The organism is Mycobacterium sp. E2479, from assembly GCF_001667925.1.
GTDB lineage: Bacteria > Actinomycetota > Actinomycetes > Mycobacteriales > Mycobacteriaceae > Mycobacterium.
Window position 1 is genome coordinate 24,368 of the sequence record NZ_LZJR01000002.1, and the last position, 25,900, is coordinate 50,267.

At 67.0% G+C, this 25,900-nt stretch carries 27 protein-coding genes; 7 read left to right on the forward strand and 20 right to left on the reverse strand.

The window, feature by feature from the left end; all coding sequences use genetic code 11:
* Nucleotides 1-19: 19 nt before the first annotated feature.
* From A5686_RS00190 to rfbC, 4 genes are read left to right on the forward strand one after another with little or no spacing between them, the layout of a single operon-like run.
* Entirely contained in the window at nucleotides 20-868 is an 849-nt protein-coding gene (locus A5686_RS00190; protein ID WP_067929756.1) for an LLM class F420-dependent oxidoreductase, read from the forward strand.
* 20 nt (nucleotides 869-888) lie between these two features.
* Entirely contained in the window at nucleotides 889-1,755 is an 867-nt protein-coding gene (locus A5686_RS00195; RefSeq protein WP_067929757.1) for an LLM class F420-dependent oxidoreductase, read from the forward strand.
* A 26-nt stretch (nucleotides 1,756-1,781) separates the two neighbouring features.
* Nucleotides 1,782-2,777 (forward strand): dTDP-glucose 4,6-dehydratase, encoded by a 996-nt coding sequence (gene rfbB, locus A5686_RS00200; RefSeq protein WP_067929758.1) that lies wholly within the window; start codon nucleotides 1,782-1,784, stop codon nucleotides 2,775-2,777.
* A gap of 1 nt (nucleotide 2,778) precedes the next feature.
* Complete coding sequence (gene rfbC, locus A5686_RS00205) at nucleotides 2,779-3,408, forward strand: dTDP-4-dehydrorhamnose 3,5-epimerase (protein WP_067929759.1); 630 nt, start codon at nucleotides 2,779-2,781, stop codon at nucleotides 3,406-3,408.
* Here the strand turns inward: rfbC and A5686_RS00210 are convergent.
* Genes A5686_RS00210 through A5686_RS00235 form a run of 6 tightly spaced genes read right to left on the reverse strand, consistent with a single transcriptional unit; the run spans nucleotide 3,380 to nucleotide 7,825 of the window.
* A complete protein-coding gene (locus tag A5686_RS00210) occupies nucleotides 3,380-3,766 on the reverse strand; it encodes a hypothetical protein (RefSeq protein WP_067929760.1) in 387 nt (128 codons plus the stop codon). The genes rfbC and A5686_RS00210 overlap by 29 nt on opposite strands.
* The gene (locus A5686_RS00215; protein ID WP_067929761.1) at nucleotides 3,763-4,692 is read right to left on the reverse strand and encodes a metallophosphoesterase; all 930 of its coding nucleotides are present in this window, start codon (nucleotides 4,690-4,692) and stop codon (nucleotides 3,763-3,765) included. Before A5686_RS00215 ends, A5686_RS00210 begins: the two co-directional genes overlap by 4 nt.
* Nucleotides 4,689-5,081 (reverse strand): cupredoxin family copper-binding protein, encoded by a 393-nt coding sequence (locus tag A5686_RS00220; RefSeq protein ID WP_067929805.1) that lies wholly within the window; start codon nucleotides 5,079-5,081, stop codon nucleotides 4,689-4,691. The genes A5686_RS00215 and A5686_RS00220 overlap by 4 nt, the downstream gene beginning before the upstream one ends.
* A 42-nt stretch (nucleotides 5,082-5,123) precedes the next feature.
* Entirely contained in the window at nucleotides 5,124-5,831 is a 708-nt protein-coding gene (locus A5686_RS00225) for a Rieske (2Fe-2S) protein (RefSeq protein ID WP_067929762.1), read from the reverse strand.
* On the reverse strand, nucleotides 5,828-6,367 hold the full coding sequence (locus A5686_RS00230; protein ID WP_067929763.1) for an RNA polymerase sigma factor: 540 nt from the start codon (nucleotides 6,365-6,367) through the stop codon (nucleotides 5,828-5,830). Before A5686_RS00230 ends, A5686_RS00225 begins: the two co-directional genes overlap by 4 nt.
* A 42-nt stretch (nucleotides 6,368-6,409) precedes the next feature.
* Nucleotides 6,410-7,825, reverse strand: a complete 1,416-nt coding sequence (locus A5686_RS00235) for an NAD(P)-binding protein (RefSeq protein WP_067929764.1) — start codon at nucleotides 7,823-7,825, stop codon at nucleotides 6,410-6,412.
* A gap of 102 nt (nucleotides 7,826-7,927) precedes the next feature.
* Here A5686_RS00235 and A5686_RS00240 point away from each other — a divergent pair, with 102 nt between their 5' ends.
* Genes A5686_RS00240 through mmsB form a run of 3 tightly spaced genes read left to right on the forward strand, consistent with a single transcriptional unit; the run spans nucleotide 7,928 to nucleotide 11,513 of the window.
* Complete coding sequence (locus tag A5686_RS00240; RefSeq protein WP_067929765.1) at nucleotides 7,928-9,448, forward strand: CoA-acylating methylmalonate-semialdehyde dehydrogenase; 1,521 nt, start codon at nucleotides 7,928-7,930, stop codon at nucleotides 9,446-9,448.
* A 6-nt stretch (nucleotides 9,449-9,454) separates the two neighbouring features.
* On the forward strand, nucleotides 9,455-10,615 hold the full coding sequence (locus A5686_RS00245) for an acyl-CoA dehydrogenase family protein (RefSeq protein ID WP_067929766.1): 1,161 nt from the start codon (nucleotides 9,455-9,457) through the stop codon (nucleotides 10,613-10,615).
* Nucleotides 10,616-10,628: 13 nt separating this feature from the next.
* Complete coding sequence (mmsB, locus tag A5686_RS00250) at nucleotides 10,629-11,513, forward strand: 3-hydroxyisobutyrate dehydrogenase (RefSeq protein ID WP_067929767.1); 885 nt, start codon at nucleotides 10,629-10,631, stop codon at nucleotides 11,511-11,513.
* A 2-nt stretch (nucleotides 11,514-11,515) separates the two neighbouring features.
* Here the strand turns inward: mmsB and A5686_RS00255 are convergent, their stop codons facing one another.
* From A5686_RS00255 to secY, 14 genes are all read right to left on the reverse strand, one after another.
* Nucleotides 11,516-12,604: a methyltransferase gene (locus tag A5686_RS00255; protein ID WP_067929768.1), complete on the reverse strand. Its 1,089-nt coding sequence runs from the start codon at nucleotides 12,602-12,604 to the stop codon at nucleotides 11,516-11,518.
* Complete coding sequence (locus A5686_RS00260; RefSeq protein WP_231986234.1) at nucleotides 12,604-13,815, reverse strand: NAD(P)/FAD-dependent oxidoreductase; 1,212 nt, start codon at nucleotides 13,813-13,815, stop codon at nucleotides 12,604-12,606. Before A5686_RS00260 ends, A5686_RS00255 begins: the two co-directional genes overlap by 1 nt.
* A 75-nt stretch (nucleotides 13,816-13,890) precedes the next feature.
* The gene (locus A5686_RS00265) at nucleotides 13,891-14,397 is read right to left on the reverse strand and encodes a MarR family winged helix-turn-helix transcriptional regulator (RefSeq protein ID WP_067929770.1); all 507 of its coding nucleotides are present in this window, start codon (nucleotides 14,395-14,397) and stop codon (nucleotides 13,891-13,893) included.
* Between the two features lie 34 nt (nucleotides 14,398-14,431).
* Nucleotides 14,432-15,469 carry a histidinol-phosphate transaminase gene (locus tag A5686_RS00270; RefSeq protein ID WP_067929771.1) on the reverse strand — a complete coding sequence of 346 codons (1,038 nt, stop codon included), beginning with the start codon at nucleotides 15,467-15,469 and terminating at the stop codon, nucleotides 14,432-14,434.
* Nucleotides 15,469-16,488, reverse strand: a complete 1,020-nt coding sequence (locus A5686_RS00275) for a 3-oxoacyl-ACP synthase III family protein (RefSeq protein WP_067929806.1) — start codon at nucleotides 16,486-16,488, stop codon at nucleotides 15,469-15,471. The genes A5686_RS00270 and A5686_RS00275 overlap by 1 nt, the downstream gene beginning before the upstream one ends.
* An 8-nt stretch (nucleotides 16,489-16,496) precedes the next feature.
* Nucleotides 16,497-17,162, reverse strand: coding sequence for a hypothetical protein (locus A5686_RS00280; protein ID WP_067929772.1), 666 nt, complete (start codon nucleotides 17,160-17,162; stop codon nucleotides 16,497-16,499).
* Nucleotides 17,143-18,891, reverse strand: coding sequence for a thiamine pyrophosphate-binding protein (locus tag A5686_RS00285; protein ID WP_067929773.1), 1,749 nt, complete (start codon nucleotides 18,889-18,891; stop codon nucleotides 17,143-17,145). The genes A5686_RS00280 and A5686_RS00285 overlap by 20 nt, the downstream gene beginning before the upstream one ends.
* Before the next feature lie 92 nt (nucleotides 18,892-18,983).
* Nucleotides 18,984-20,324 carry an FAD-binding oxidoreductase gene (locus tag A5686_RS00290; protein WP_067929774.1) on the reverse strand — a complete coding sequence of 447 codons (1,341 nt, stop codon included), beginning with the start codon at nucleotides 20,322-20,324 and terminating at the stop codon, nucleotides 18,984-18,986.
* Nucleotides 20,325-20,333: 9 nt separating this feature from the next.
* Nucleotides 20,334-21,524 (reverse strand): NAD(P)/FAD-dependent oxidoreductase, encoded by a 1,191-nt coding sequence (locus tag A5686_RS00295; protein ID WP_067929775.1) that lies wholly within the window; start codon nucleotides 21,522-21,524, stop codon nucleotides 20,334-20,336.
* 45 nt (nucleotides 21,525-21,569) lie between these two features.
* The gene (locus A5686_RS00300; RefSeq protein ID WP_067929776.1) at nucleotides 21,570-22,289 is read right to left on the reverse strand and encodes an anti-sigma factor; all 720 of its coding nucleotides are present in this window, start codon (nucleotides 22,287-22,289) and stop codon (nucleotides 21,570-21,572) included.
* 31 nt (nucleotides 22,290-22,320) lie between these two features.
* Nucleotides 22,321-22,866, reverse strand: a complete 546-nt coding sequence (locus A5686_RS00305; RefSeq protein WP_082947394.1) for a sigma-70 family RNA polymerase sigma factor — start codon at nucleotides 22,864-22,866, stop codon at nucleotides 22,321-22,323.
* Between the two features lie 128 nt (nucleotides 22,867-22,994).
* Nucleotides 22,995-23,795, reverse strand: a complete 801-nt coding sequence (map, locus tag A5686_RS00310; protein WP_067929778.1) for a type I methionyl aminopeptidase — start codon at nucleotides 23,793-23,795, stop codon at nucleotides 22,995-22,997.
* Between the two features lie 2 nt (nucleotides 23,796-23,797).
* On the reverse strand, nucleotides 23,798-24,343 hold the full coding sequence (locus A5686_RS00315; RefSeq protein WP_067929779.1) for an adenylate kinase: 546 nt from the start codon (nucleotides 24,341-24,343) through the stop codon (nucleotides 23,798-23,800).
* Nucleotides 24,340-25,665, reverse strand: coding sequence for a preprotein translocase subunit SecY (gene secY / locus A5686_RS00320; RefSeq protein ID WP_067929807.1), 1,326 nt, complete (start codon nucleotides 25,663-25,665; stop codon nucleotides 24,340-24,342). Before secY ends, A5686_RS00315 begins: the two co-directional genes overlap by 4 nt.
* Between the last annotated feature and the right edge of the window lie 235 nt (nucleotides 25,666-25,900).

Below are 25,900 nucleotides of genomic sequence, written 5' to 3' on the forward strand. Positions count from 1 at the left end.
GGCGCGGGTTAAGAACACCATGACCGATGCAGCGAGCAAACCCAATCTCGGCCGGTTCGGATCGTTCGGACGCGGCGTCACACCCGAGCAGGCCAGGGACATCGAAGCGCTGGGCTACGGCGCCGTCTGGGTCGGTGGTTCACCGCCCGCCGAGCTGGCCTGGGTCGAGCCCCTCCTGGAGGCGACCACGACGTTGCAGGTGGGCACCGGCATCGTCAACATCTGGACCGCGGCGGCCAAGCCGGTGGCCGAATCGTTTCACCGCATCGACAAGGCGTACCCCGGCCGGTTCCTGCTGGGCATCGGCGTCGGCCATCCCGAGGCTCACACCGAATACCGCAAGCCGTACGACGCGCTGACCGACTACCTGAACCAGCTCGATGACTATGGCGTACCCGCCAACCGCAGGGTAGTGGCGGCGCTGGGCCCGCGCGTCCTCAAGCTGTCCGCAGAACGCTCGGCCGGGGCGCACCCCTACCTGACCACCCCGGAACACACCGCGCGTGCCCGCGAACTCATCGGGCCGTCGGCCTTCCTGGCTCCCGAGCACAAGGCGATCCTGACCACCGACCCCGAGAAGGCCCGGGCCGTCGGCCGCAAGGCGCTCGACGTGTACTTCAATCTCGCCAACTACCGGAACAATTGGAAGCGGCTCGGTTTCACCGAGGACGAAGTCACCCGGCCGGGCAGCGACCGCCTGGTGGACGCGGTGGTGGCGTATGGCACCGTGGACCAAATCGCGGCGCGGCTCTCTGAACACCTGGACGCCGGCGCCGATCACGTTCCCGTGCAGGTCCTGACGAAGGATGAAAACCTGGTCTCCGCGCTGGCCGAACTGGCGGGGCCGCTGGGTTTGACGCCGTCCTGACGTCCCGTAGGGGGAGCTAGATGACCGACGTTTCACTCAAACCCGAGCTCGGCCGGTTCGGGGTGTGGCTGCCAAATCGATCGATTTCTCCCGAACTGGCCGCGAGCATCGAATCGCTGGGCTACGGCGCCGCCTGGATTGGTGGATCACCGGACGCCGACCTGTCCTGGGCCGAGCCGGCCCTGGCGCAGACGGCGTCGTTGCAGCTGGCCACCGGAATCATCAACATCTGGTCGGCGCCGGCCAGGGTCGTCGCCGAATCGTTTCACAGGATCGAATCCGGCCATCCGGGAAGGTTTTTGCTGGGGATCGGCGTCGGCCACCCGGAGCGCACGCAGGAATACGTGAAGCCCTACGACGCGCTGGTCTGCTACCTCGACGAACTCGACTCGGCTGTGGTGCCGACCAGCCGGCGAGTGGTCGCGGCGCTCGGGCCGCGGATGCTGGGCCTCGCGGCGCGGCGCAGCGCCGGTGCGCACCCGTATCTGACCACGCCGGAGCACACCGCCAAGACGCGTGAGTTGGTCGGCGGGGCAGTGTATTTGGCGCCCGAACACAAGGTGGTGCTGACCACCGACGCCGAGAAGGCCCGCGCGGTCGGTCGTCGGACGGTCGAGTTCTATCTGGGCCTGAGCAACTACGTGAACAACTGGTTGCGGCTGGGGTTCACCGAAGCCGACGTGCGCAAGCCCGGCAGCGACAAATTGATCGACGCGGTGGTCGCCTATGGCACCGCGCAGGACATCGCGAATCGGTTGGCCGAACATCTGGAGGCCGGCGCCGACCACGTGGCGATCCAGGTGCTGGGTGGCGATGGTGACCAAGCAACGCTGCTACCTGCGCTAACCGAATTGGCGGCACCCCTGGGGCTAACTGCCGCAAACTGACCGATCCGCTCGGTTAGGGTTTGGGCATGCGGTTATTGGTCACCGGCGGCGCTGGATTCATCGGCGCCAACTTCGTGCACAGCACGGTCCGGGAACACCCCGAGGATTCCGTGACGGTGCTCGACGCCATGACCTATGCGGGCCGGCGCGAGTCACTGGCCGACGTCGAGGACGCCATAGAGCTGGTGGTGGGTGACATCACCGACACCGAGCTGGTGTCGCGGCTGGTCGCGGAATCCGACGCGGTGGTGCATTTCGCTGCCGAGAGCCACGTCGACAACGCGCTGGACAGTCCCGAGCCGTTCCTGCACACCAACGTCGTCGGCACCTTCACCATCCTCGAGGCGGTGCGCCGTTACGGCGTGCGGCTACACCACATCTCGACCGACGAGGTGTACGGCGACCTGGAGCTCGACGACCCGCGGCGGTTCACCGAGGCGACGCCCTATAACCCGTCGAGCCCGTATTCGGCGACCAAAGCCGCCGCCGACATGCTGGTGCGCGCCTGGGTGCGCTCGTATGGGGTGCGCGCGACGATCTCGAACTGCTCGAACAATTACGGGCCGTATCAGCATGTCGAGAAGTTCATCCCGCGCCAGATCACCAACGTGCTCACCGGCCGCCGGCCCAAGCTGTACGGCACCGGCGCCAACGTTCGCGACTGGATCCACGTCGACGACCACAACAGTGCGGTCCGGCGCATCCTGGACAAGGGCGAGATCGGGCGCACCTATCTGATCAGCTCCGAAGGAGAGCGCGACAACCTGAGCGTGCTGCGCACGCTGCTGCAGATGATGGGCCGCGAGCCCGACGACTTCGACCACGTCACCGACCGCGTGGGCCACGATCTGCGTTACGCAATCGACCCCTCGTCGCTGTACGACGAATTGTGTTGGGCGCCAAAGCACACCGATTTCGAAGACGGCCTGCGTGCCACCATCGACTGGTATCGCGCGAACGAATCGTGGTGGCGCCCGTTGAAAGACGCCTCGGAAGCCCGCTACGAAGAGCGCGGGCAGTAGCGTGCACGTTCGCGAACTGAAGATTCCCGGCGCCTGGGAGATCGCTCCCACCGTCCACGGCGATTCGCGCGGCATTTTCTTCGAATGGCTCAGCGACAAGGGCTTCCGCTCCTTCGCCGGCCATGGGTTGGACGTCCGACAGGCCAATTGCTCGGTGTCCTCGGCCGGCGCGTTGCGCGGATTGCACTTCGCGCAGTTGCCGCCGAGCCAGGCCAAGTACGTAACCTGCGTTCGCGGTTCGGTGTTCGATGTCGTCGTCGATATCCGGGTGGGCTCACCGACATTCGGCCAGTGGGATTCGGTTCTGCTCGACGACTCCGATCACCGGACGATCTACGTCTCCGAAGGACTGGGGCACGGCTTCCTTGCGCTGCAGGACAATTCCACGGTGATGTATCTGTGCTCGGCGGAATACAGCCCGCAGCGCGAACACACGATCTGCCCGACCGATCCCTTGCTGGCCATCGACTGGCCGTCGGTGGACGGGCGGGCACCCAACCTATCCGACCGAGATGCCGCGGCGCCCAGCTTCGCGGAGGTGCGTGCCTCCGGCCTGCTGCCCACCTGGGACGAGACCCGGGCGTTTGTGGAGGAGATGAGACTCAGGCAGAAGCGGGCCGATTTCGCCTAGCCGCCAGAGGGCACGCCCATAAGGCCACCGTGAGCACCTCCGCCATCACGCTGGCGGCGGCGTACGGCGCTGGTTCCCAACCCCGTTCGGAGAAGCCGGACAGGCCGAGGGTGCGCGACAGCATGAATGCGACGAGTGAACCGGCCGCCAGCATGGCACCGGCCCAGCGCAGCCAGCCGGGACCGCCGATCAGGATCAGCAGCGCGATGGCGAACGACAGGCTGGCCTGAGCCATGAATGCGGTGCCGATCGTCGGAATGTGCCGGTAGCCATGCAGATAGAGGTGGGCGTGGGCCGCGGCGCTGATGGTCAACGAGACGGCGAGGCCGAGGCGGACCAGGATGGTCGTCAATGTCATTGCAGCGCGGTCTCCTTCAGGGCCAGAGCGGTCTGTCCCTTGGCGTAGCTGACCTCGCGGACGCCCAGCGCGTCGCGCAGCTTGCCGGCCGGAAGCGTGACCGGCTTGGGCGCGGGCCCATCGCCGGGCCGCGGCAGCGGGTAGGCGGTGGTGGTGCCGCTGTAGAACGTGACGTTGTCCTCGGTCTTGGAGAACAGTTGGTGAACATGGCCGTTCAGGCAGGTGACCGAGGAGAAGCGGCGCAGGTAGCTCAGCGCCTGGGTGGCGTCGTCGGTGCCCCAGCCCCATTGCGGGTACATCGCGAACAGCGGGATGTGGGTGAACACGATGATGGGGGTATCGCTGGAGAGGCGCGCGACATCCTTTTTGACGAACTCCAACTGATCGGCGCCAAGATGGCCGAGTTTGCGCAGATTCAGCGTATTGACCAATGCGATCAGGTGCACGCCGGCGATGTCGAGGCTGTACCACCCGTCGCCAACGGAGCCGGCGCCGAAGGTGTTTCGATACTTGCGCCCCGCGTCATCGATCGAGTCGTGCTCTCCTGGCACGGTGAACACGTGTGGCGTCTTGAGTCCACTCATCATCTGCTTCGCCTGGTCGAACTGCTCCGGGCTGGACAGGTGGGTGAGGTCCCCGGTGTGGATGACGAAATCCGGTGTGTAACCGAGGTCGTTGACCAGATCGATCGCGCGGCCGAAGGTTCCAGTGACGTCGGGGTTGGGCGCCCCGGTGAAACCGAGGTGGCTGTCGCTGATTTGAGCGAACCGCAGCGTGGGCCGGGCAGCCGCGTGTTGCGCCCCTGCCCGGCCCGCGACATGCGAGATGACCTCGCCGCCGGCCACTGCGAACCCGACCGCCGCACCGAACCATGCCGTGTGCCGGATGAGCTGGCGGCGAGTCATGCCCTTCTCGCCGACGCTCATCCCGTCACCACCACGGTGCCGCGCATCATCGGGTGGATAGAACAGACGTAGTCGAAACTCCCTGCGGCGGAGAAGGTATGGGCGAAGGTGGCACCCGTTCCCATGCCGGGTGAGCGAAAGGAGCCGTCACTCGCTGCCACCGTGTGGGGTTCTTCGTCGCGGTTGGTCCACGTGACGGTGGTCCCGACGGGCACGGTCAACGTCACCGGCGCGAACGCGAAGCCGTCGATGCTGACCTGGTCGCCGCGCACCGGGGCCGGCGCGGTGATCGAGGTCGCGGTGATCGAGGTGCTGGGCGCGGCGGTGGTCGCCACCGGTCGTGGCTGAGAGCAACCGGACAGCAGCACCACACCCACGGCCGCCGCAGTCGCCGAAAGTCTTCGTAGCATGGGGATATCCATGCCAGGAGATAGCGCGGTGGGTTACACCGCTCAGGCCGGGTGCGTCGGACGCGGCGGGGCGAAGACCTCGATGGCCCCGTTGACCTCACGAACCATCAATTCGGGCAGCGGCTTCGGCGCTATGGGCAACTGGTGGGTGAGCACCTGCCCGGTCGGCGAGAACGACGTGGTGTGGCAGGGGCAGCGCAGGGTGTCGTCGGGTGCGTCGAACCACAGCTTGCAGCCCTGGTGGGTGCACACCCCGGAGATCGCCTGGACTTTGCCGGCGACGCGGCGGACGAATCCGGTCACCGAGCCGAGATCGAAGGCGCGCATGGCGCCGTCGGGCACGTCCGAGCCGGCCGCGACGCGCTGCCAGCTGCCCTCGTTGGGCGTGAGTTGCCCGGCGGCGTTCTCCGGAGTCCGACCGTCGCCGCGTTGGCCCGCGATCAGGGCGCGGTCGACGGACACCGCGGCGACCGCCGCGGTCGCGGCGGCCGACGTCGCGACGATGACCTGACGGCGCGTGCCGCCGCGGCGCGGCGCGGTTTCCGTGGTCGCGCCCGACATCTGCTCGGCGACACGCCGGTGCAGATCGGCAACGAATTCCGGGCTCGGCGCGTCACCACCCTCGCGGGCCGCGCGCAGCTCGATCGCCGTGCGGACCTGCGCGGCCTCGAAGTCGTCGGGCGCGAACGGTCTGGGCCGGCGCCCCCGCAACAGGTCGTCGACATAACGTCGCAGCCCTCGCGCATTCATGGCTGGCCCCCATCGTTGACCTGCGCCGCCAGCCGCAGGGCGCGGTGCTGGAGCACCTTGGCATTGCCCACGCTGATTCCGAGTTCCGCGGCTGACTCCTTGATCGAATTACCCCGCAGGAAGCGGGATTCCAGGATCTGGCGATAGCGGTCCGGCAGGCTGTCCAGCACCCGGGCGACACGCTGGGGTGCGGTGCTGACCGCGTCCTGGCTGTCGGCTGGTTGTTCGATGTCCTCGATCGAGGTTATCTCTCGCCCCAGCGTCTCGCGCCAGTGCGCGGCGAGCACCGTCCTGGCGGTCGCCCTCAGGTACGCACGCACCTCGGCGACGCTCGCGGTCAGCCGCAGCGGCCGCAGCGCGGCGAGGAACACCTCGGCGGTGAGATCTTCTGCGTCGGTTTGGTTGCCGACGCGCGCGAACAGCGTGCGGTACACCCAGGTCACGTTGTCGGAGTACACGGCTTCCCAGTCCGGGTAGCCACCATCGGGCACCGCGCGCAGGGGTCGCGGGCCGACGGGTTCGTTTCTTGGCGCCACATGCCTCCTTCACCCGATGAATATCGGCTCGGGTTACAGGGGTCAGGGCGCCGCGAGGGCGGCTTCGGCGGCCATCAGCTGGTCAAGCTTGGTGGCGGTGGCGGAGAACGCCGACTTGGCGATGCCGAGAATCCGGTCCCGCACTCGGGGCTTCGCAGCGGCCGACGGCAGCAGGTGACCGATCAGATGCCCGAACAGGTCCAGACGGGCCGCGGCCAACCACGACATCAAGTCCGGATCGTCGAACCAGCGCAGCTGGTTGTCGTAGTCGGCCCGGGCAAGCCGCAACCAGTCGAGGTCGGTGTCCGGATGCGGCAGCGGCACGCACAGCTCGTTTTTCACGGCGTCGTCGCGGTATGCGGCTTCGACATGGGCGATCAGGGCGGCGCTGAAGATCTGTTGGCATCCGCGCACGCTTTGCAGGGTGATTTTCCCAGGACCGAAAATGGGTGTGGCGGGCCGCTTTTCGGCTCCGTCCGCGGTGCAATCGATGTACAGCTCGTCGCCGCTGACCGCGACGGTGCCGCCATCAAGGATCATCCTGTCCGACTCGATGGCAAGCAGGTGGCCCATGCGCACCACGTCGGTGATGCGGCGCAGCTGCTCGAGTTCGAGCCGGGTGACGGTGGCGCAGCGGTACATGGCGGGCCGGACGGCCGGGTCGATCCGCAACAGCACGCCGGCGGTCTCGAGCTGCGCGAACAGATCCTGCACCGAGCTCGCGTCGTTGATCGCGCGCAGTTGTGCGGTGAAGCCGGCCTTGACCTTGTCGGCGAACAGCGCGCCGGGCTGCATCGTCTCGCGGTCCAGCAGCCAGGAATCGCGGGGCATGATCCAGGTCAGCCGATCCGGCCCGACACCGTGACCCAGCAACCACAGGCAGGTGTCGATGCCGGTCTTGCCGGCCCCCACGACGACATAGCGCCCACGCGCGGCGAGCCGGGGCAGGTCGTTGGGCGGCACGCATCCGATGCCGTCGGCAACCGCATACGGCGGGCGGCGCATGGCCGGCACGGTGACCCGCATGTAGGTCGCGTCGACGATGCGGCGCGTCACACCGACGGCGTGGTCGGCGCCGGCCAACGTGCGAAACCGGCCGTCACCGCGGTATTCACTCATCGGGAAGTAGCGCACCCGGCCGGTCGGCAACCACTCCCGGCGGATGATGCGCTCGTAATACGCGCAGATTTCGCCGGCGGACGCCAACTCGTAAAGGCCGCGGTTCCAACCCATTTGGTCGATCGTGTCGCAGCCCAGCCGCGTCGAGTTGACGCCGTAGAACGCCGAGGGCTGATGCAGCCGCACGAACGGGTAGGCCATGGTCCAGTGCCCACCGGGCGCGTGGTGGCGGTCCACCACGACCACGCGGGCCTCCGTCTCGGAGACCAGCGTGTCGATGAACGCCATGCCCATGGCGCCCGCGCCAACTACCAGGTAATCGGCCTCGATGGTGCCCATACAGCTGTCAGGCTAGCCCGGCACCCGCCTTGCGACGTCCGATCCGAGTTACTAGGATATGCAAGTATCCGCTTAAGCGCGTCAACCACACCCGAGGGCCCCATGACCACACAGATTCCGCACTTCATCGATGGGCAACGCACCGCAGGCCGGTCCGGCCGCAGCGCTGACGTCTTCGACCCCAGCACCGGCCAGGTCCAGGCGACGGTGCCGATGGCCGGCCAGGCCGACATCGACGCCGCGGTGGCGTCGGCCGTCGAGGCCCAAAAAGGTTGGGCCGCAACCAATCCGCAACGGCGCGCGCGGGTGATGATGCGCTTCATCGAGCTGGTCAACCAGCACAACGACGAGCTGGCCGAGCTGCTGTCGCGCGAGCACGGCAAGACGCTGGCCGACGCGAAGGGCGACATCCAGCGCGGCATCGAGGTCATCGAGTTCTGCATCGGCATCCCCCACCTGCTCAAGGGCGAGTACAGCGAAGGCGCCGGCCCGGGCATCGACGTCTACTCGCTGCGCCAGCCACTCGGCGTGGTCGCCGGCATCACGCCGTTCAACTTCCCGGCGATGATCCCGCTGTGGAAGGCCGGCCCGGCGCTGGCCTGTGGCAACGCGTTCGTGCTCAAGCCCAGCGAGCGTGACCCGTCGGTCCCGGTGCGGCTGGCCGAACTGTTCTTGGAGGCGGGCCTGCCGCCCGGTGTGTTCCAGGTCGTGCACGGCGACAAGGAGGCTGTGGACGCCATCCTGAACCACCCCGACATCCAGGCGGTCGGGTTCGTCGGCAGCTCCGACATCGCCCAGTACATCTACGCCGGGGCCGCGGCCACCGGCAAGCGCTCGCAGTGCTTCGGCGGCGCCAAGAACCACATGATCGTGATGCCCGACGCGGACCTGGACCAGGCCGTCGACGCTCTCATCGGCGCGGGCTACGGCAGCGCCGGCGAACGCTGCATGGCGATCAGCGTCGCGGTCCCCGTCGGCGACAAGACCGCCGACCGGCTGCGCGCCCGGCTCATCGAGCGGATCAACAACCTGCGCGTCGGCCACAGCCTGGACCCCAAGGCCGACTACGGCCCGCTGGTGACCGAGGCCGCTGTGGCTCGGGTGCGCGACTACATCGCCCAGGGTGTCGACGCGGGAGCCGAACTGGTCATCGACGGCCGCGAACGGGCCAGCGACGACCTGACTTTCGGCGATGCCAACCTCGAAGCCGGCTTCTTCATCGGCCCCACCCTGTTCGATCACGTCACCCCCGACATGTCGATATACACCGACGAGATCTTCGGCCCGGTCCTGTGCATCGTAAGGGCGCAGAACTACGAAGAAGCGCTGGCGCTTCCTTCTCAGCACGAATACGGCAACGGCGTGGCGGTTTTCACGCGCGACGGCGACGCGGCCCGCGACTTCGTCTCCCGCGTTCAGGTCGGCATGGTCGGCGTCAACGTGCCCATCCCGGTGCCGGTGGCTTACCACACCTTCGGCGGCTGGAAGCGTTCCGGTTTCGGTGACCTCAACCAGCACGGCCCGTCGTCGATCATCTTCTACACCAAGACCAAGACGGTGACGTCGCGGTGGCCGTCCGGCATCAAGGACGGTGCCGAATTCGTCATTCCCACAATGGATTAGGACATTATGTTCACCCTGAATGACGACGAGCGAGTCATCACCGAGACGGCCGCCGCGTTCGCCGCCAAGCGACTCGCTCCGCACGCCCTGGAATGGGATGCGGCCAAACATTTCCCGGTTGACGAGCTGCGCGAATCGGCCGAACTCGGCATGGCGGCGATCTACTGCCGCGAGGACGTCGGCGGCAGCGGGCTGCGCCGGCTCGACGGAGTCCGCATCTTCGAGCAGCTGGCGATCGCCGACCCGGTCACCGCCGCGTTCCTGTCCATCCACAACATGTGCGCGTGGATGATCGACACCTTCGGCACCGCCGAACAGCGCAAGGACTGGGTGCCGCGGCTGGCGTCCATGGATGTCATCGCGAGCTACTGCCTCACCGAGCCCGGCGCCGGATCCGACGCCAGCGCGCTGAGCACCCGCGCGGTCAAACAGGGCGGCGATTATGTGCTCGACGGCGTCAAGCAGTTCATCTCCGGCGCGGGGGCCTCGGACGTCTACGTGGTGATGGCCAGGACCGGTAGTGAGGGCCCGCGCGGCATATCGGCGTTCGTGATCGAAAAGGGAACCGCCGGGCTGAGTTTCGGCTCGCTCGAGGAGAAGATGGGCTGGCATGCCCAGCCCACCGCGCAGGTGATCCTAGATGGGGTCCGGGTGCCGGCGGACGCGATGCTCGGCGGCGCCGACGGCGAGGGCGCCGGATTCGGCATCGCGATGAACGGCCTCAACGGCGGTCGGCTCAACATCGCCGCGTGCTCGCTCGGCGGCGCCCAGGCCGCCTCCGACAAGGCCGGGGCCTACGTTCGCGATCGGCGGGCGTTCGGGTCGTCGCTGCTCGACGAGCCGACCATCCGGTTCACCCTGGCCGACATGGCCACCGGCCTACAGACGTCGCGAATGATGTTGTGGCGGGCGGCCAGCGCGTTGGACAGCGACGATCCCGACAAGGTCGAGCTCTGCGCGATGGCCAAGCGCTACGTCACAGACACCTGCTTCGAGGTCGCCGACAAGGCCCTGCAGTTGCACGGTGGCTACGGCTACCTGCGCGAGTATGGTCTGGAAAAGATCGTCCGCGACCTGCGAGTGCACCGAATCCTGGAAGGCACCAACGAAATCATGCGGGTGGTCATCGGCCGGGCCGAAGCCGCACGGGTCCGCGCAACCGCATAGAAGGGTCTTGGAGATGACCGAGCACCTGACGGTGGCCTTCCTGGGCCTGGGCCATATGGGCGGGCCGATGGCGGCGAACCTTGTCGGGGCCAAGCACGCGGTGCGCGGATTCGATCCCGTGCCTGCGGCGCTGTCCGCGGCGGCCGAGGCCGGCGTCACCGGCTTCGGCAGCGCCACCGACGCGGTGGCCGGCTCGGACGTGGTCATCACCATGCTGCCCAATGGCGAGCTGGTCAAACGCTGCTACGCGGAGATTTTGCCGGCGGCGCGGCCCGGCGCGCTGTTCATCGACAGCTCCACGATCTCGGTCAACGATGCCCGCGAAGTGCATGCGCTGGCCGAATCGAACGGCGTCGTGCAGCTCGACGCACCCGTATCGGGCGGGGTGAAGGGCGCCGCGGCCGGGACGCTGGCCTTCATGGTCGGCGGCGACGAGGACGCCCTGCAGCGGGCCCGGCCGGTGCTGGAACCCATGGCGGGCAAGATCATTCACTGCGGAGCCGCCGGAGCCGGGCAGGCTGCCAAGGTGTGCAACAACATGGTGCTGGCGGTGCAGCAGATCGCGATCGGCGAAGCGTTCATCCTTGCCGAAAAGCTCGGGTTGTCCGCCCAGTCCCTGTTCGACGTCATCACCGGGGCGACCGGCAACTGCTGGGCTGTGCACACCAATTGCCCTGTGCCCGGCCCGGTCCCGACATCACCGGCGAACAACGACTTCAAACCGGGCTTCGCCACCGCGCTGATGAACAAGGACCTGGGCCTGGCGATGGATGCGGTGTCGTCCACCGGATCGGCGGCGCCGCTGGGCACCCACGCCGCCGAGATCTACGCGAAATTCGCTGCCGGCCACGCCGATAAAGACTTCAGCGCGGTCATCGAGATGCTGCGCGGCAGCTGAACTTATGCGGCCCTGGCCTCCACCAAGCTGAGCGGTGAAGCGGTTCGCACGATCCTGGTCATCTCGAACCCCGCCTCGCTCAGCAGATAGCGGTACTCGACGGCTGTGCGCTCCCGAGCCCCCAGGTTCAACAGCATCTCCAGGTCCACCCAGTTTCCCGGGAAGTCGCGGTCGTGCTCCGGGATGACCATTTCGACCAGCACCACCATGGCTTGCGGGCCGGCCGCCGCGCGAACGTTGCGCAGGATCCGGACCGCCGTATCGTCGCGCCAGTCGTGAACGATGTTCTTGAGGATGTAGGCGTCACCACCATCCGGAACGGTGTCGAAGAACGACCCCTCGACAATGCGCACCCGGTCGGCCACACGGTGCTTTTCGAACAATGGGCGCGCGCTCCCGACGACCGACGGCAGGTCGTACAGCACGCCGCGGGAATGGGGCGCCGCCGCGAGAATAGCGGCCAGCAGCGGGCCGTGGCCGCCGCCGACGTCGACGATTGTGGGGTAGGCGCTGAAGTCGTAACCGGCGACCACGGACGCGGTGGTCAGCTCGGAAATGCTCGTCATCGTCTGGTTGAAGAGCTCGGCGAGCTCGGGCTCGTCGGCGAAGTAATCGAAGCTCTCCTTGCCGTGCAGCGCCGGGACGACCGAGAGACCGGTGCGGACCGAATCGACGAGCAGGGTCCAGCGTTCGCGCTGCTCGGCCGACCCATAGAACCGCGCAGCGGCTGATATCGACACCGGTGCGTCCGAACACAGCGTCGCCGCAAGGGGATTCAGCTCATAGCGGCCATCGCGGCGACGGAAGATCCCCCGCCCGATCAGGGCCCGAAGCAACCTTCGCAGCGCGTCGGCGTCCGCGCCCACCCGGTCCGCCAGTTTCTCGATCGGCAGCGGGCCGTCGGCCAGCGCATCGGCGACGCCCAACTGGGCCGCCACCGTGATCGCCTGCGAAGTCCAGGTGGCGGTGATCATTTCCATCATCGCCGCCGGCGGGGGTACCAGCCGTTGATGTAGCCGATACAGAAGATGGCGGATCCATTCGACAACGCGGGCCAACCACGCAGGCGGCAACTTGGCGCTCACCGACATCACCTCGCCTCCGATCGCTCGCGCGCGGGCGCGGCGGCCGCGAGGTCTCGGCTGATCGCCGCGGACATCCGACTGTGACTCACCTTCTGCAGGAACGTCGTCAGCGCCCAGGTCATGAACCGGTCCGAGATCATTGCCGCCGGCCTCAGCGTGGACTCGCTGCGCGACACCTGCTGCGTGGTCACCCAGGACACGGCCTTGACCTGGCGCCGCCGGGTCTTTTCGTACCAGCGCAGCGCGCCCACCAGATGACGTCCGCCGCCCTGAGGAGTTTGGTCGAGATCCGATAGCGCCTTGCACAACACCATGGTGTCGAGCAGCGCCTGGTTGGTCCCCTGCGCAAGGGTGGGCGGCATCGTGTGTGCCGCATCACCGAGCAGCGTGACAGCGCCGCGGCCGGTGCGCGGAATCGGATGCCGGAAATGCGGGAATGGCGAGGGGGCGAGATCCTCGTCGCTCAATGTCACCAGCACGCGGTCGACGAGTTCGGACCATCCGGTGAAGTGGGAGCGCAGCATGTCGAGCGAACGAGGCGGTCTGACGAAATCGGATGCCCACGGCAAGTCGAACCACCACTGCAAATCCGACCCACCCGCCGGCCACAGGCCGAGGTTTCCATGCTCGCCGATCATCATGAGCGCGGCGCTCCTATCGACCGGGCCCGGAAGAGTCACAAGCCCCTGCCAGCTGCACCAGCCCGTGGGCCGAGCGGCCGGCCCGCCGACGTGATCACGGACCAGGGAGTGCAGGCCGTCCGCGCCGATCAGCAGATCCCCGTGCGCTGAAGTGCCGTCGTCGAATTCGACCCGCACCCCATCGGGGGTGTCGACGAAGCCGACGGCGCGGCGGTTGAACCGAATACGCTGTGCGGGAAACCCTTCCAGCAGGCGGGCAAGCAGGAGTCGACGCGGGACCATCCGGACCGGTGCGCCCAACCGGGCGGTGATCGTCGACAAGTCCACCGTTGTGATCCGCCGACCGGTGGGTGTCTTGACGCGCACCGTGGACAGCAGCTGCCCGGCGCCGTCCATATCGACACCGAGCTGGTCCAAAACCCTTGCGCCGTTGGGCCAAATGGTTACCGCGCCGCCACCAGGCTGCGAATCCGGGCGTCGCTCGAAGACGGTGACATCGTGCCCGTCGCGCATGAGCCCCCGAGCGACGGAGATGCCCCCGACACCGGCACCGATGACGAGAATGTGAAGCGGCATCGGCATTAGTTCCGCGTGGAGCAAGGGTTCATCGCAGACCTCCTACCGCTACCACGTAGGACGTCGACGAGAGGTTCAAAAGTCGCCGGCGTTGCGCCGCAGCGTCTCAATGGACGACGCGAGCGCTTCGGACTCATCGGAATCGATCCCGATGTCGGCGAAAACCTTCTCATTGAGCGTGATGGTGGCGTCCTCGACGGTCGAGCGGCCGAGATCGGTGATCTGCACGAGCGTGGTGCGCCCGTCGGTGGGGTGGGGCACCCGCCGCACCAGCCCATTGGCCTCCAGCCGACGGATCGCGTGCGTGACGCTGGTGACGTGAACCTGCAGCCGGTCGGACGCCTTGGTGATGGGCAGCGCCCCGCTGCGGCTGAAGGCCAAAAGCCGCAACAATTCGAAGCGGGAAAAGCTCAAGTCGTAGGGGCGCAGCGCGTTCTCGACGCGGGCGAGCAGGATCTGGTGGGCCCGCATCACGGACGTCACCGCGACCATGCCCGGCGCCACGTCTCCCCAGCCCGCGCGTGTCCAGTTCGCCCTCGCCTGCGCGATCGGGTCGGGTTTGTCGGATGCGGAAGGGGCCACGCCCTTTCTTACCGCACTTTGACCGTGATTTTCCTCAGGCGGGTGACTTTGCCACCGCGGCCAGCACCGCTCGGGTGGATGCGCGGCTGCCGACGGTGATCCGCGCGCCTCCATCGGGGTAGTGCCGGACCTTCAGCCCGGCTGCACCGAACACCTGTTGCCAGTGCCGCCCGACAGGCGGCAAATAGACGAAGTTGGCGTGTCCGTCGGTGGTGCGCACCCCCATCGCGGCGAGCCGCCGGGCCAAATACTGGCGCTCACCGGCGATTCGCAGAATGCGTCGCCGCAGCTGGTCGTCGGCCGCATAGGAAGCAGCCACCGCGACCAGGCTGGTGATTCCCATCCCGAACGGCAACTGCATCTTCCACAGGACGGTGGCCAGCTCCGGCGAGGCGAACCCGTAGCCGATACGAAGCCCGGCCAGACCGTAGGCCTTCGAGAACGTCCGCAGCACCACGACATTCGGGAAGCGCCGCACCAGATCCGGACCGCCGACGCGGTGCTGGCGGGCAACGAATTCGATATAGGCCTCATCGAGCAGTACGACAGTGTCGTCCGGCACGCGGCGCAGGAATCGTTCCACCTCCGCGACGGGCTCCACCGTGCCGGTCGGATTGTGCGGCCGGCACAATACGACGACACCGGCGCCCTGCGCCGCCTCGGCCATGGCCTGCAGGTCATGGTGGCCACACTCGTCGAGCGGCACGGTGACCGGCGTCAGGTGCGCCATATGGGCGAAGATCGGATACCCGTCGAATGTCGGCTCGCTCAACACAATCCGGTCCCCGGGTCGGGTCACCGCATGCAGAACCTGCATCGCCACCCCGCTCGCCCCGGCTCCGAGCACGACCTGCCCGTCGCCGACCCCGACGTGACCGGCGACGAGTGTTCGCATCCGTTCGGGCCGGAATTCGGGATAACGGTTGGCGGCGTCGATCGAGCGGATCAACGCCGAACGCACGGCCGGCAGCGGCGGGAACGGGTTCTCGTTGAGGGACAGCGCCAGCGGATCGATCGCGTCCGGCAGCGCGCCGCCCACCTCACGGGGGTCCGCTTCGAGCACGGCCGACATCAGTCTCGCCCGCCCCACCGCACCGCGGCCGCGCCCGCGAAGTCGCCGGCGTGCGCGAAAGCCGCCATCATCACCACGTCGCCGGGTTTGAGCTGCCCGTCGGATATCGCCCGGTCGAGGTTGACGGGGATGCCGGCGCCGAACAGGTTGCCGCACTCGTCGAAGGTGTCGCGATGACGTTCGGGCGGCACCTCGAGCGCCTCGCGCCAGTTACGCAGGAACACCCGGTTGGGCTGATTGGTCACCAGCAGATCGATTTCTTTGGCGGGCAACCCGATACGGTCGCAGACCGCGAGCGCGACTTCGGGCACCTGCCTGTTGCCGCGGGCCAACACCTTGGTGATCTTGCTTTCGGTGAAACCGATGCAACCCTCACCCGGTCCGGGTTGCCACCATTTACGGGGCGGGTCGACGGCGATGGTCATGTCGCCGGCGTATTCGCTGTAGGTGCGGCACTCGACATCGAGAATCGGTGAATCGTTCGACAGCGTGACGAGGCCCACGGCGGCGCCGTCACCGGGAACCGACGACTGCGCCTTCGCCCGCACGCCGGGTTGGTCGAAGATCTGCCCGGCGGCGTTCTGCGCGACGGCGATGAGTGCGGTGCGGCCTTCGCCGGACGTCAGGAGCCGACGGGCCACCTTGAGCCCCAGGACGAACGCCGCACAACCGCCGTTGTGCAGATCCAATACCCAGCTGGGCCGCATACCCAGGCGGTGCGCGATGCTGCCGCCTCCGCCGTAGAACGGCATGTCGGGCATCTGAGCGTGGGTGATCAGCACGTCCACGTTGGAGATGACGTCGCGGCCGTGCCGTTCGATCAGGCCGGCGGCCGCCCGTTCAACCATGTCGACCGCGGTTTCATCGGCCCCGACGTGATGGCGGAATTTAGGGGCCCGGAACATCAGGTTGTCGGCCAGCTCATCGGAGCCGGCGTACTGCGCGTAATAGTCCGCACCGATGGGTTCTCCGGGTAGGTAGGTGGAGATATCGGTCAGGCTCGTGGTGGGTTGCTTCATCGCCCCATTCACCTCATCCAGACCGGCGTGATCGGCAGGCCGTTGCGATGGCGGTACTCGGCGATCGTTTTCAGGTTGTTCAGTTCCACCCCGTGCCCGGCGCCGAAGATGTCCCAGAAATCGCCCACCCAGCCCGTCCGATCCGGCGGCGCGACGTCGGCATACGGGTTGTGGTCGTAGAAGGGGTGGTGGCAATTGGTCCACAGCACAACGGAACCGGGCTTGTTCAGCACCATCTGGGCATCGACGACGCGCATCAGGTAGATCATCCAGAGGTGCTCGCCCTGGTCCCAGGCGCAGTGGTAGTCGACGGTGCCCGCCTCGGCGTTAGCCACCGTTCGGGTGAAGATCTTGGTATCCGGGAGCAACCGGTCGTAAGCCAGCCACAGGCCTGGCTCGTCGGTGGGGGTGAAGTCGCGCAGCGTGTACGTCCACTCCTCGAGGCTGCGCGTATCGGCTAGGTACTCGAACAGCTCGTCGGGTGGGCAGTCGACGTAGTCGCTGACGGTGCAGTATTGCCCGTAGACCTCATCGTGCGGGTACATAGACCGCATCTGGGCCATGAACATCGGGGCGGTCTTCTCGAGCGGCGAGGTTTCGATCCGGACCAGCCCCTCGATCGGCTCGGTGGTTCCGGTGTGAACGCGAATGTCGTCAAGCGCTGGCAGGGACATCTGATCTTTCCCCTTCGTGAGGTGTCGGTCGGCCAATGAATTTGGTCGCTGGTGGGGTCAAAAACGCTGCAAAGGGCGGTATTTCGTCGGCAGAGCACTCAACACTGATCACCGACGGGCCATCGGCGGTCATGGCCCCTTCGACGGCGGCAGCCAGCGCGTCGACGTCGGCCACGTCTACCGCCGACAGTCCCGGGAACATCGCCGCCAGCCCGGCGCCCAGCCGGCTGGGACCGAACCGGTTGTAGCTGTACAGGTCGTCGTACAACAACTGCTCGCGGGTCACGCACATGGCGTGGGCGTTGTTGTTGAACAGGACGAACGTCACCGGCAGCCGGTACTGCACCGCCGTGTGGACTTCCATGCCGTGCATGAAGAAGGCGCCGTCGCCTGCGATTACGACAATGCGCCGGCTGAGCCGGCCGCCCACCGCACGGCCGAAAGCCATCCCGATGGCGGCACCGAAGCTGTAACCCATGCCTCCCATGCCCAGCGCGACGGCGAACCGCCCGCCACGCCGGACCGGCAGATGGTGAATGGCCGCCGCGCCGGTGTTGCCCGCGTCGACGACGATGTCCACACCGTCGGGCAGCGCCCGGTCCAGCACCGTCAGCGCATCGCGGTAACGGACACCCGGACCGCCGCACGGTGGTGGGCGCAGTTCGGTGTCGGTCACGAAATCGGGGACACGCACGCCCCTGGGCCGCCCCCGCCCGGACAGTTCCATGGTCACCATGCGCAACGAGGTCCGCAGGTCGTCCGTGTACACGTGAGTGCATGGGAGGTAGGGCGCCGCCGAACCGATCGAGACCGTCCGCGCCGCCGTCAGCGCGTCATCGAGGCCTGCCCGGGCTGTCACCGACAGGCGGGTGCCCACCACCAAGCACACCGTGCTGTTTCCGACCGCCTCGGCCACGCCGGGGTGACCCATGACACCGGTCACGCCCAGCGCCGACGACGAACCCGAACCCGGCGTGCCGGCAACATCTTTGGCGTCGGGCACACATGCCACCCGCGCGCGCAGCAGCGCCCGCAACGTCTCCAGCTCCGCTCGGGCATCGTCGCGCGCCACCTGCTCGCCGGCGATGATCGTGACCGGCCCGTCGGCGGTGCGTAACGCCCGCAGCACCGGATGAAGGTCACCGATGCGGGGTGCCGGCGCTGCAACGCCGCAAGCATGACCGTTGCAACCGACGACCGTGACCGGCTTCTGCTGAATGTCCTTGGGCAACAACAAAACAGCCGGACCGCCGCCACGCGCCGCCGCGATGGCCTCCGGCAGTGCGGTAACTATGTCCGAGGCTGTGAGCACGCGCCGGCACCAGACCGATACCGTCGAGAACAACGCCTCGGCATCCAGCGAACCATTGCGGCCGCTGGTGTCCTGGAAGCTGCCCCGCCCGTCCATTGTTGTCGCCGGCTGGCCCACCAAAGCCAACACGGGGACGCGACTGGCCAACGATTCCCCGAGGCCGGGAACCAGATTGAGCGCTCCGCCGCCAGAAGTCGCCGCCACCACCCCCAGGCCGGCGCCGCTGCGGCTGTACCCGTCGGCCATGGTCGCCGCGGAGAATTCATGCTTGGCCAACACGGCGGTGATGTCTGCGCAAAAATGTGCGGCATCGTAGAGATCTTCGATGTTGGCGCCGTCTACGCCGAATATGTAATCGGCGTCGGTGCTCGCGAGGTGCTCGACGATGTGGTCGACCACCCGGTATTGCCTCGACATCTGCTCACCTAACTTATGACGATGCCTGTGACACGACCGGCGGGTAACTTAAGTTCACTCGGAACCGGAATCTCTCCGGATTGCCAGCGCTTTTAGCTACGTGTCAAATAGCTGTGGAAGCGGCCTTCCGGGTCGTACGCCGCGCGCACCCGGTTCAGCCGGGCCATGTTCGATTCGGTGATGAATCGCGCCGGACGCCGGCACAGGTTCTCGTCGGCCAGCGAGATGCCGGTCGCCAGGTGCGACATCGCGGCCAGGTTGGACGCGGCCCAGTCGCGGTATCGCTCGTCGTCCGCCGGATCCTGCCAAATGGTGTAGAGCGCCATGTAGATGTCGTCTTCGAGGCCGTACACCATGTCGGCGCGGGCGGGCGAGGTCTTCCAGCCCGTGAAGATGAAGTGTGACGGGTGCGGCGGCATGGTTTCGATGATCCGGCGGATGCCCGGCAGCAGTTCTTCGGCGCAAGCCGAGGTGAACATGCTGTCCGCGATGTAGCGGTGGCCCTTCGGGTAACTGGTCATTACGGCCGTGTACCAATTCGACAGGGTCGTCGGGGCATAAGGGAGGCTGACGATCGCCTTATCGACAACCGGGCAACTGCCCAGCGGGGCAAGGGCTTTGGCCGCTTCGTCCTCCGTATCGGCGAACACGGGCGAGGCAATCGTGATGCCCGGCTGATTGAGGCCGGCTCCCGGGAAGCTGCGGGCGGTATGCATCTGCAGTTCGACCCGGTCGTCGAGCTCACCGCTGATCGAGCGCGCCCACGTGAAGACCTCGTCGGCAAGGTCAATCGGATACATGTACAGGCAGGTGCCCCAAACCGCCGGACGCGGATAAACACGTAGCTTGAACGAGGTCACCACGCCGAAGAAGCCGGGCCCCGAACCGCGTGCAGCCCAGTACAAGTCGGGATGGTTCTCGGGATCGCAGTAGATGCGCTCGCCGTCCGCGGTGATGACCTCCAAGCCGAGCACACTCTCGCATGCCGGTCCCAGAGCACGGCTGTTCCAGCCGTAGCCACCTTGCAGCAGGTAACCACCCAGGCAGATGCCCTCGCAATGGCCAGCGGGAAAGAACAAATTTTGCTTGTCGAGCTCGGCCGCGAAGATGCTGGCGATTTTTCCCGGGCCCACCTGCGCGGTCATACGTTCCGGATCGACGCTGCAGTGATCGAGGCGGCTGACGTCCAGCAGCAGGCCGCCGTCGCGAAGGTGGTTGGCGGACCAGCTGTGCCCGCCCGACCGTACCCCGACGCGATGCCCGTTCACCCGCGCATAACGCAGCGCCGAAACCACGCCATCCACATCGTGCGCCTGCACGATGACATCCGGAAACCGTTCTGGCACAAGACCGTTCCATACGGTATCGAGGCGGGCCGCTTCGTAGCCCGCTTCGCCGCGGAAGAAGGTGTGTTCGGTGGTGAGCAGAGCCATTCGCGTTCCTTAAACCGCCGCCAGTTGTTCGCTGTTCTGCGACTGCCTGAGATAGCCCGCCACCTTCGCGGCCAGGGGCGTGGCGGCCAGCCGGATCGCCCGCAGCGGACCGTTCGGCGGAATCCCGTATCCGATTGCGAACATTCCCTCGCCGACGTGGCAGGCGAAGCCGCCGCGCGGGTTGCCGTGCTCGTCGACGACTCCGAGGTGGCCGACCATACCGCGCAGGTTCGTCTCGAACCCGGTCGCGGTGATGATCACCTCGGGCGTCACGGACGTGCCGTCGGCGAGGACGACGGAGTCGGGCTCCAGCCTCGTGACGGCGCCGACGACTTCGACGCGCCGCGCTCGCACCACGCTGACCAGTCCGTCCGCCAGCGTGGGAATGCGGCCCCGTGTCTCGACGGTCGCTTTGAGACCGACCGTTGGCCGCTGAAATCCGTAGGGGGACAGGTCGCCCCACATCAGGCCAGTCACTCGGGCGATCAGCGGATCGACCATGCGGGCGGGCACTCGCGCGGACAGCTCGAGGAAGATGTCCGACGGGAACCCTCCGACGGCTCGCCGCACCAGGTGCGGCGGTGTGCGCACCGCCAGCCAGATCCGACGGGCACCGTCGTTGGCCAGCTGCACCGCGATGTCGGCCGCGGAGTTACCCGCCCCGACGACGAGGACGTCTCGGCCCCGGTAGGGCCACGCGTTGACGAACTCCCCGGAGTGAACGATCTCGCCTTGAAAGCTTTCCAGCCCCGGCCAGCGCGGGGCGGTCGGCGCGCCATAGTTACCCGTGGCGAGAACTATTGTCCGGCTTGTGATCTTGCCCGACGATGTGTCGAGCTGCCACACTGCGCCATCCCGATCGATCGAGTGGACTTCGCACCCGAGCAGGACCCGGATCTGTTGCCGCACGACGTAGCGATCGAAGTAGCGGACCATGTCCTCCTTGGTGGGCCACCGGCCGGCACTCAACGGGATGCGTTGTCCCGGTAGGTGAGACAAGAAGCCGGTCGTGTTCAGGCGGAAGTCGTCATAGCGTGTGCGCCAGGAGATCGCCGGGGCCGCCGCGCGGTCGAGCACGAGCGCTTTGACACCGTGCCGATGATCAAGTTGCCGCGCGACGGCCAGACCCGCGGGCCCGGCTCCGATGACAACGGCATCGGCGCTGTCCCGAAGCCCGGGCGCGAGGTGGGTCCTTGGCATGCCTGTGTAACGACACGCGAGGGCGTTCGGTTCACCGCCCCGTGTTTACAGCGAACGCTGCAACAAAACCTGTCCGGTGTCGGCGGCAACCACCTGCACGGCGGCGATCTGGTCGACCGGAGTCGAGATGGCACCCGCGGGCGTCGCCGTGTGGCCGGGCACGGCCACCCATGTCGCCAGCCGGGTCTGGCTGCCGTCACGCCCCAACACGACCATCGCGAGCGTGTCATGGTGGGCGTTCAGCGGAGCCAGGCACACGCAGCGCAGGTTGATCGACGTCCCCCAGTGTTGGCTGCTGACGGCGACCGTCGACGTCAGCAGGCTGGTGTTCACCTGCGCCATCGGCTCCGACGACGCAGTCACCTGCTGGGGCGGCGTCGACGACCACCCGTGCAGACCGACGAACACCGCGATGGCCAGCACCGCGGCCGCGGCCGTCGACGCCACCCAGGTCACCACCCGGCTGCGGCGCCGGCGCCAACGAACCGTCGACAAAAGCGACGGCAGCAATTCGGCAGACATCTCCGGGGCCGGACCGGATTGGTCGATCGCGGCCACTTCGTCACGGTCGAGCTGTGACAGCAGGGCCGGCACACCACTGAGATCTGCGACGGCGGACCGGCAGGCCGGGCAGTGCGCCATGTGCGTCTCGAATTCGCGGCGCTGCGCGGCCGACAGAGACCCCAACACGTATGCGGCATCCCACATCGCGTAACCGTCTTCGGGAGGGCCGACATCGCGCACCGGCGTCCTCATTTCATCCATTTCTTCTCACCCCTCGAGTATTCGGAGCCCCTCATCGGGTAACCCCAAGTTCTTGCAGAGTGAGCCGCAACGCGCGCACAGCATAGTGTAGTCGCGACTTCACCGTTCCCTCTGCGATACCGAGGTCTGCAGCAGTCTGTGCGGTGGTCCAACCGCGGTAATAGGACCGTTCGATCACCGCTCGGTGCTCGGCGGACAACTGGGCCATCGCGTCCGCTATGAGCAACCGGTCCAGCGCCGCATTGACCTCGTCCGGCGTGGACTGTTCGGGCGCACCCGAGACGTCTGTGGAGGCGACGACGTTGCGAAACCGCGCGCTGCGCCGGTCGTCGATGATCATGTTCCGGGCCACGGTGAACAGCCAGGCCCGCGCCGAGCGCTCGGAGTCGCCGATGACCTCGGGATGTTGCCATGCCCGCAGCAACGTTTCCTGCACCACGTCCTCGGACTGGCTCGCGTCCCCCGTCAGCCGCAGCGCGTAGCGCCACAGCACCGCGGCGTGTTCGTCGTAGAGCGCCTTCATCAGAGCGACTTCGGCAGCTCCGGACGCTCTCCCAGTTCCAGCCACACGAGCCACTCGATCACCTCCTGCCGGGGAAACGAGGCGAGTGGGTGCTCGGTTCAATGGCCGTTCAATGGCCCCGACCCGCTGCGCCCGGCTTCGCCGCGCTTGCGATCGCGGCTGGTTCAAGGTTAGACCGACCACTAAGCCGCGGTCAGGATGCGTGGCCCGGCGTCGGTGACGGCGACGGTGTGCTCCCAGTGCGCCGCCCGCGACCCGTCGGCCGTGGTGACCGTCCACTTGTCGTCGAGCACCACGGTCTTACCGGTTCCGAGCGTCAGCATCGGTTCGATGGCCAGCACCGAGCCGGCGGTCAGCAGGGGGCCGCGTCCCGGCGAACCCTCGTTCGGCAGGAACGGATCCATGTGCATCTCGCGGCCGATGCCGTGGCCGCCGTAGCCCTCGACGATCCCGAACGCCCGCGAATGGCGGGCCTCGGCGTCGCGCGTGCCCATCTCGATGGCGTGCGATACGTCGGTCAGCCGGTTACCGGGCACCATGGCCGCGATCCCGGCCTCCAGCGATTCCCTGGTCGCCTGCGACAGCGCTTCGTCGGCGGCATCCAGCTTCCCCACTCCGAAGGTGATCGCGGCGTCACCGTGCCAGCCGTCGAGCACCGCGCCGCAGTCGATCGATACGAGGTCACCGGGCGCCAAAACCTCGGCGGCCGAGGGAATCCCGTGCACCACGCGCTCGTTGACCGACGCGCAGATCGACGCGGGGTAACCGTGATAGCCCAAAAACGACGGCACCGCGCCGGCGTCCCGGATCACCGATTCGGCGATTTCGTCCAGGCTCAGCGTCGACACCCCGGAGACAGCGGCCGCGTGGACCGCCTGCAACGCGGCCGCCACCACCGCGCCCGCCGCGGCCATCGCGTCGAGTTCGCCGGCACTGCGCTGCGGCACCACCTTGCGACCCCGCAGCCGCGCCCGGGGGTTCATCCCTACTTGCCCAGCGACCGCAGCGCGCGGGCGAACACTTCGTCCATGGAGCCGACGGCGTCGACCGTCTTGAGCTGGTCGCTGTAGTAATCCAACAGCGGAGCCGTTTCGGCACGGTAGATCTTCATCCGGTTGAGAATGACCTCGTCGGTGTCGTCGGCGCGCCCGCGGCCCTTCAGCCGCTGCAGCAACTCGTCCTCGGAGACCCGGAATTCCAGCACCGCGTCGATGTCGGTGCCGCGGCGTCCCAGCATCTCGTGCAGCGCTTTGGCCTGCTCGATCGAGCGTGGATACCCGTCGAGGATGAAACCGTTGGCCGCGTCCGATTCGTTCAGCCGGTCGTCGACGAGCTGGTTGGTCAGCTCCGAGGGCACCAGGTCACCGGCGTCCAGGTAGCGCTTGGCCTCCAAGCCGAGCTTGGTGCCGTTCTCGATGTTGCTGCGGAACAGCTCTCCGGTGGAGATCTGCGGGATCCCCAGCTTTTCCGAGAGCTTCTGGGCCTGCGTCCCCTTGCCCGCCCCCGGCGGGCCCAGCAAAACGACTCTCACTTGAGGAACCCTTCATAGTTGCGCTGCATGAGCTGGCTCTCGATCTGCTTGACCGTATCCAATCCCACGCCGATCATGATCAAGACCGCGGTACCGCCGAACGGCAGATTCTGCACCGCTCCGCTGTTGCCGATCTGCAAGAACAAGTTGGGCAGCACCGAAATTGCGCCGAGGTAGATCGAACCCGGCAGGGTGATCCGGCTCAGGACGAAACGCAGGTAATCCGCGGTCGGCTTGCCCGGCCGAATGCCGGGAATGAACCCGCCGAACTTCTTCATCTCGTCGGCACGCTCGTCGGGATTGAACGTGATCGAGACGTAGAAGTAGGTGAAGAAGATGATGAGGCCGAAATAAATGGCGATGTACACCGGATCGCTCGGGTCGGACAGGTAGGTGCCGACGAACTTGTCCCACCAGGTGTTGCCCACGCCGCCGGCGCCGCTCCGGATCAGCTGGGTGATCAGGTGCGGGATGTAGATCAGCGAGGACGCGAAGATCACCGGAATGACGCCGGCCTGGTTGACCTTGAGCGGCAGATACGTCGACGTGCCGCCGTACATCCGGCGACCGACCATGCGCTTGGCGTACTGAACCGGGATCCGGCGCTGGCCCTGCTCGACGAACACCACGCCGACGATGATGACCAGCGCGGCGACCAGGACGGCGGCGAAGATCATCCCGCCACGGCTGTCCAGGATCGTCTTGCCCTCGGCGGGGATGCGCGCCGCGATGCCCACGAAGATCAGCAGCGACATGCCGTTGCCGATGCCGCGCTCGGTGATCAGCTCACCCATCCACATCACCAGCGCCGCACCGCTGGTCATCACCAGCACGATGACGACCAGCGTGAAAATGCTCTGGTCGGCGATGATGTCCAGCGAGCAGCCCTGCAACAGCCCCCCGTTGGCCGCCAGGGCCACGATGCTGGTGGCCTGCAGGACCGCCAGCGCGATCGCCAGATAACGGGTGTACTGCGTCATCTTGGCCTGGCCGGATTGGCCTTCCTTACGCAGCTCCTCGAACCGAGGGATGACCACGGTGAGCAGCTGCACGATGATGCTGGCGGTGATGTAGGGCATCACCCCCACCGCGAACACCGTGAGTTTGAGCAGCGCACCACCGGAGAACAGGTTGATCAGCGAATAGATCTGCCCGGCCGCGCCCCCGCTGGCCTCTTTGATGCATTGCTGGACGTTCGGATAGTTGACGCCGGGGGACGGTAGCGCGGCGCCGACCCGATACAAGACGACGATGCCAAGCGTGAAGAGGATCTTCCGTCTCAGGTCGACTGTCCGCAACGATGAGATGAAAGCGGAAAGCAACTCTTCCTCCTGCGCAGCCGGGGTTTCCTGCATCACGCGCCCAACACCCGCAGGCCAGGACGTACGGCCGACTTCTTCTACAGCGCGTCAAACCGTGTACGAGACTAACAGCTGGTCCGCCCATGTCCGGTCAGGGCCTTTGCGTCGGCGCTTTCGATGGCCCGCGCGGCGCCGGGCAGCGGGTGTCCGCGCCACCGCCGCGACGCGGGCGGACCAACACAGGAAGCCGTCAGCC

Coding starts and splice junctions, on each gene's coding strand:
- A5686_RS00220 (WP_067929805.1), bottom strand. CDS start 5,081: ATGCTACGAAGACTTTCGGCGACTGCGGCGGCCGTGGGTGTGGTGCTG.
- A5686_RS00260 (WP_231986234.1), bottom strand. CDS start 13,815: ATGCCGCTTCACATTCTCGTCATCGGTGCCGGTGTCGGGGGCATCTCC.
- A5686_RS00275 (WP_067929806.1), bottom strand. CDS start 16,488: ATGAAGCAACCCACCACGAGCCTGACCGATATCTCCACCTACCTACCC.
- mmsB (WP_067929767.1), top strand. CDS start 10,629: ATGACCGAGCACCTGACGGTGGCCTTCCTGGGCCTGGGCCATATGGGC.
- A5686_RS00280 (WP_067929772.1), bottom strand. CDS start 17,162: ATGTCCCTGCCAGCGCTTGACGACATTCGCGTTCACACCGGAACCACC.
- A5686_RS00245 (WP_067929766.1), top strand. CDS start 9,455: ATGTTCACCCTGAATGACGACGAGCGAGTCATCACCGAGACGGCCGCC.
- A5686_RS00290 (WP_067929774.1), bottom strand. CDS start 20,324: ATGGCTCTGCTCACCACCGAACACACCTTCTTCCGCGGCGAAGCGGGC.
- A5686_RS00225 (WP_067929762.1), bottom strand. CDS start 5,831: ATGAATGCGCGAGGGCTGCGACGTTATGTCGACGACCTGTTGCGGGGG.
- A5686_RS00295 (WP_067929775.1), bottom strand. CDS start 21,524: ATGCCAAGGACCCACCTCGCGCCCGGGCTTCGGGACAGCGCCGATGCC.
- A5686_RS00195 (WP_067929757.1), top strand. CDS start 889: ATGACCGACGTTTCACTCAAACCCGAGCTCGGCCGGTTCGGGGTGTGG.
- rfbB (WP_067929758.1), top strand. CDS start 1,782: ATGCGGTTATTGGTCACCGGCGGCGCTGGATTCATCGGCGCCAACTTC.
- A5686_RS00240 (WP_067929765.1), top strand. CDS start 7,928: ATGACCACACAGATTCCGCACTTCATCGATGGGCAACGCACCGCAGGC.
- A5686_RS00190 (WP_067929756.1), top strand. CDS start 20: ATGACCGATGCAGCGAGCAAACCCAATCTCGGCCGGTTCGGATCGTTC.
- A5686_RS00235 (WP_067929764.1), bottom strand. CDS start 7,825: ATGGGCACCATCGAGGCCGATTACCTGGTAGTTGGCGCGGGCGCCATG.
- A5686_RS00255 (WP_067929768.1), bottom strand. CDS start 12,604: ATGTCGGTGAGCGCCAAGTTGCCGCCTGCGTGGTTGGCCCGCGTTGTC.
- A5686_RS00210 (WP_067929760.1), bottom strand. CDS start 3,766: ATGACATTGACGACCATCCTGGTCCGCCTCGGCCTCGCCGTCTCGTTG.
- A5686_RS00270 (WP_067929771.1), bottom strand. CDS start 15,469: ATGTCGGCCGTGCTCGAAGCGGACCCCCGTGAGGTGGGCGGCGCGCTG.
- map (WP_067929778.1), bottom strand. CDS start 23,795: ATGAACCCCCGGGCGCGGCTGCGGGGTCGCAAGGTGGTGCCGCAGCGC.
- A5686_RS00215 (WP_067929761.1), bottom strand. CDS start 4,692: ATGAGCGTCGGCGAGAAGGGCATGACTCGCCGCCAGCTCATCCGGCAC.
- A5686_RS00300 (WP_067929776.1), bottom strand. CDS start 22,289: ATGGATGAAATGAGGACGCCGGTGCGCGATGTCGGCCCTCCCGAAGAC.
- A5686_RS00285 (WP_067929773.1), bottom strand. CDS start 18,891: ATGTCGAGGCAATACCGGGTGGTCGACCACATCGTCGAGCACCTCGCG.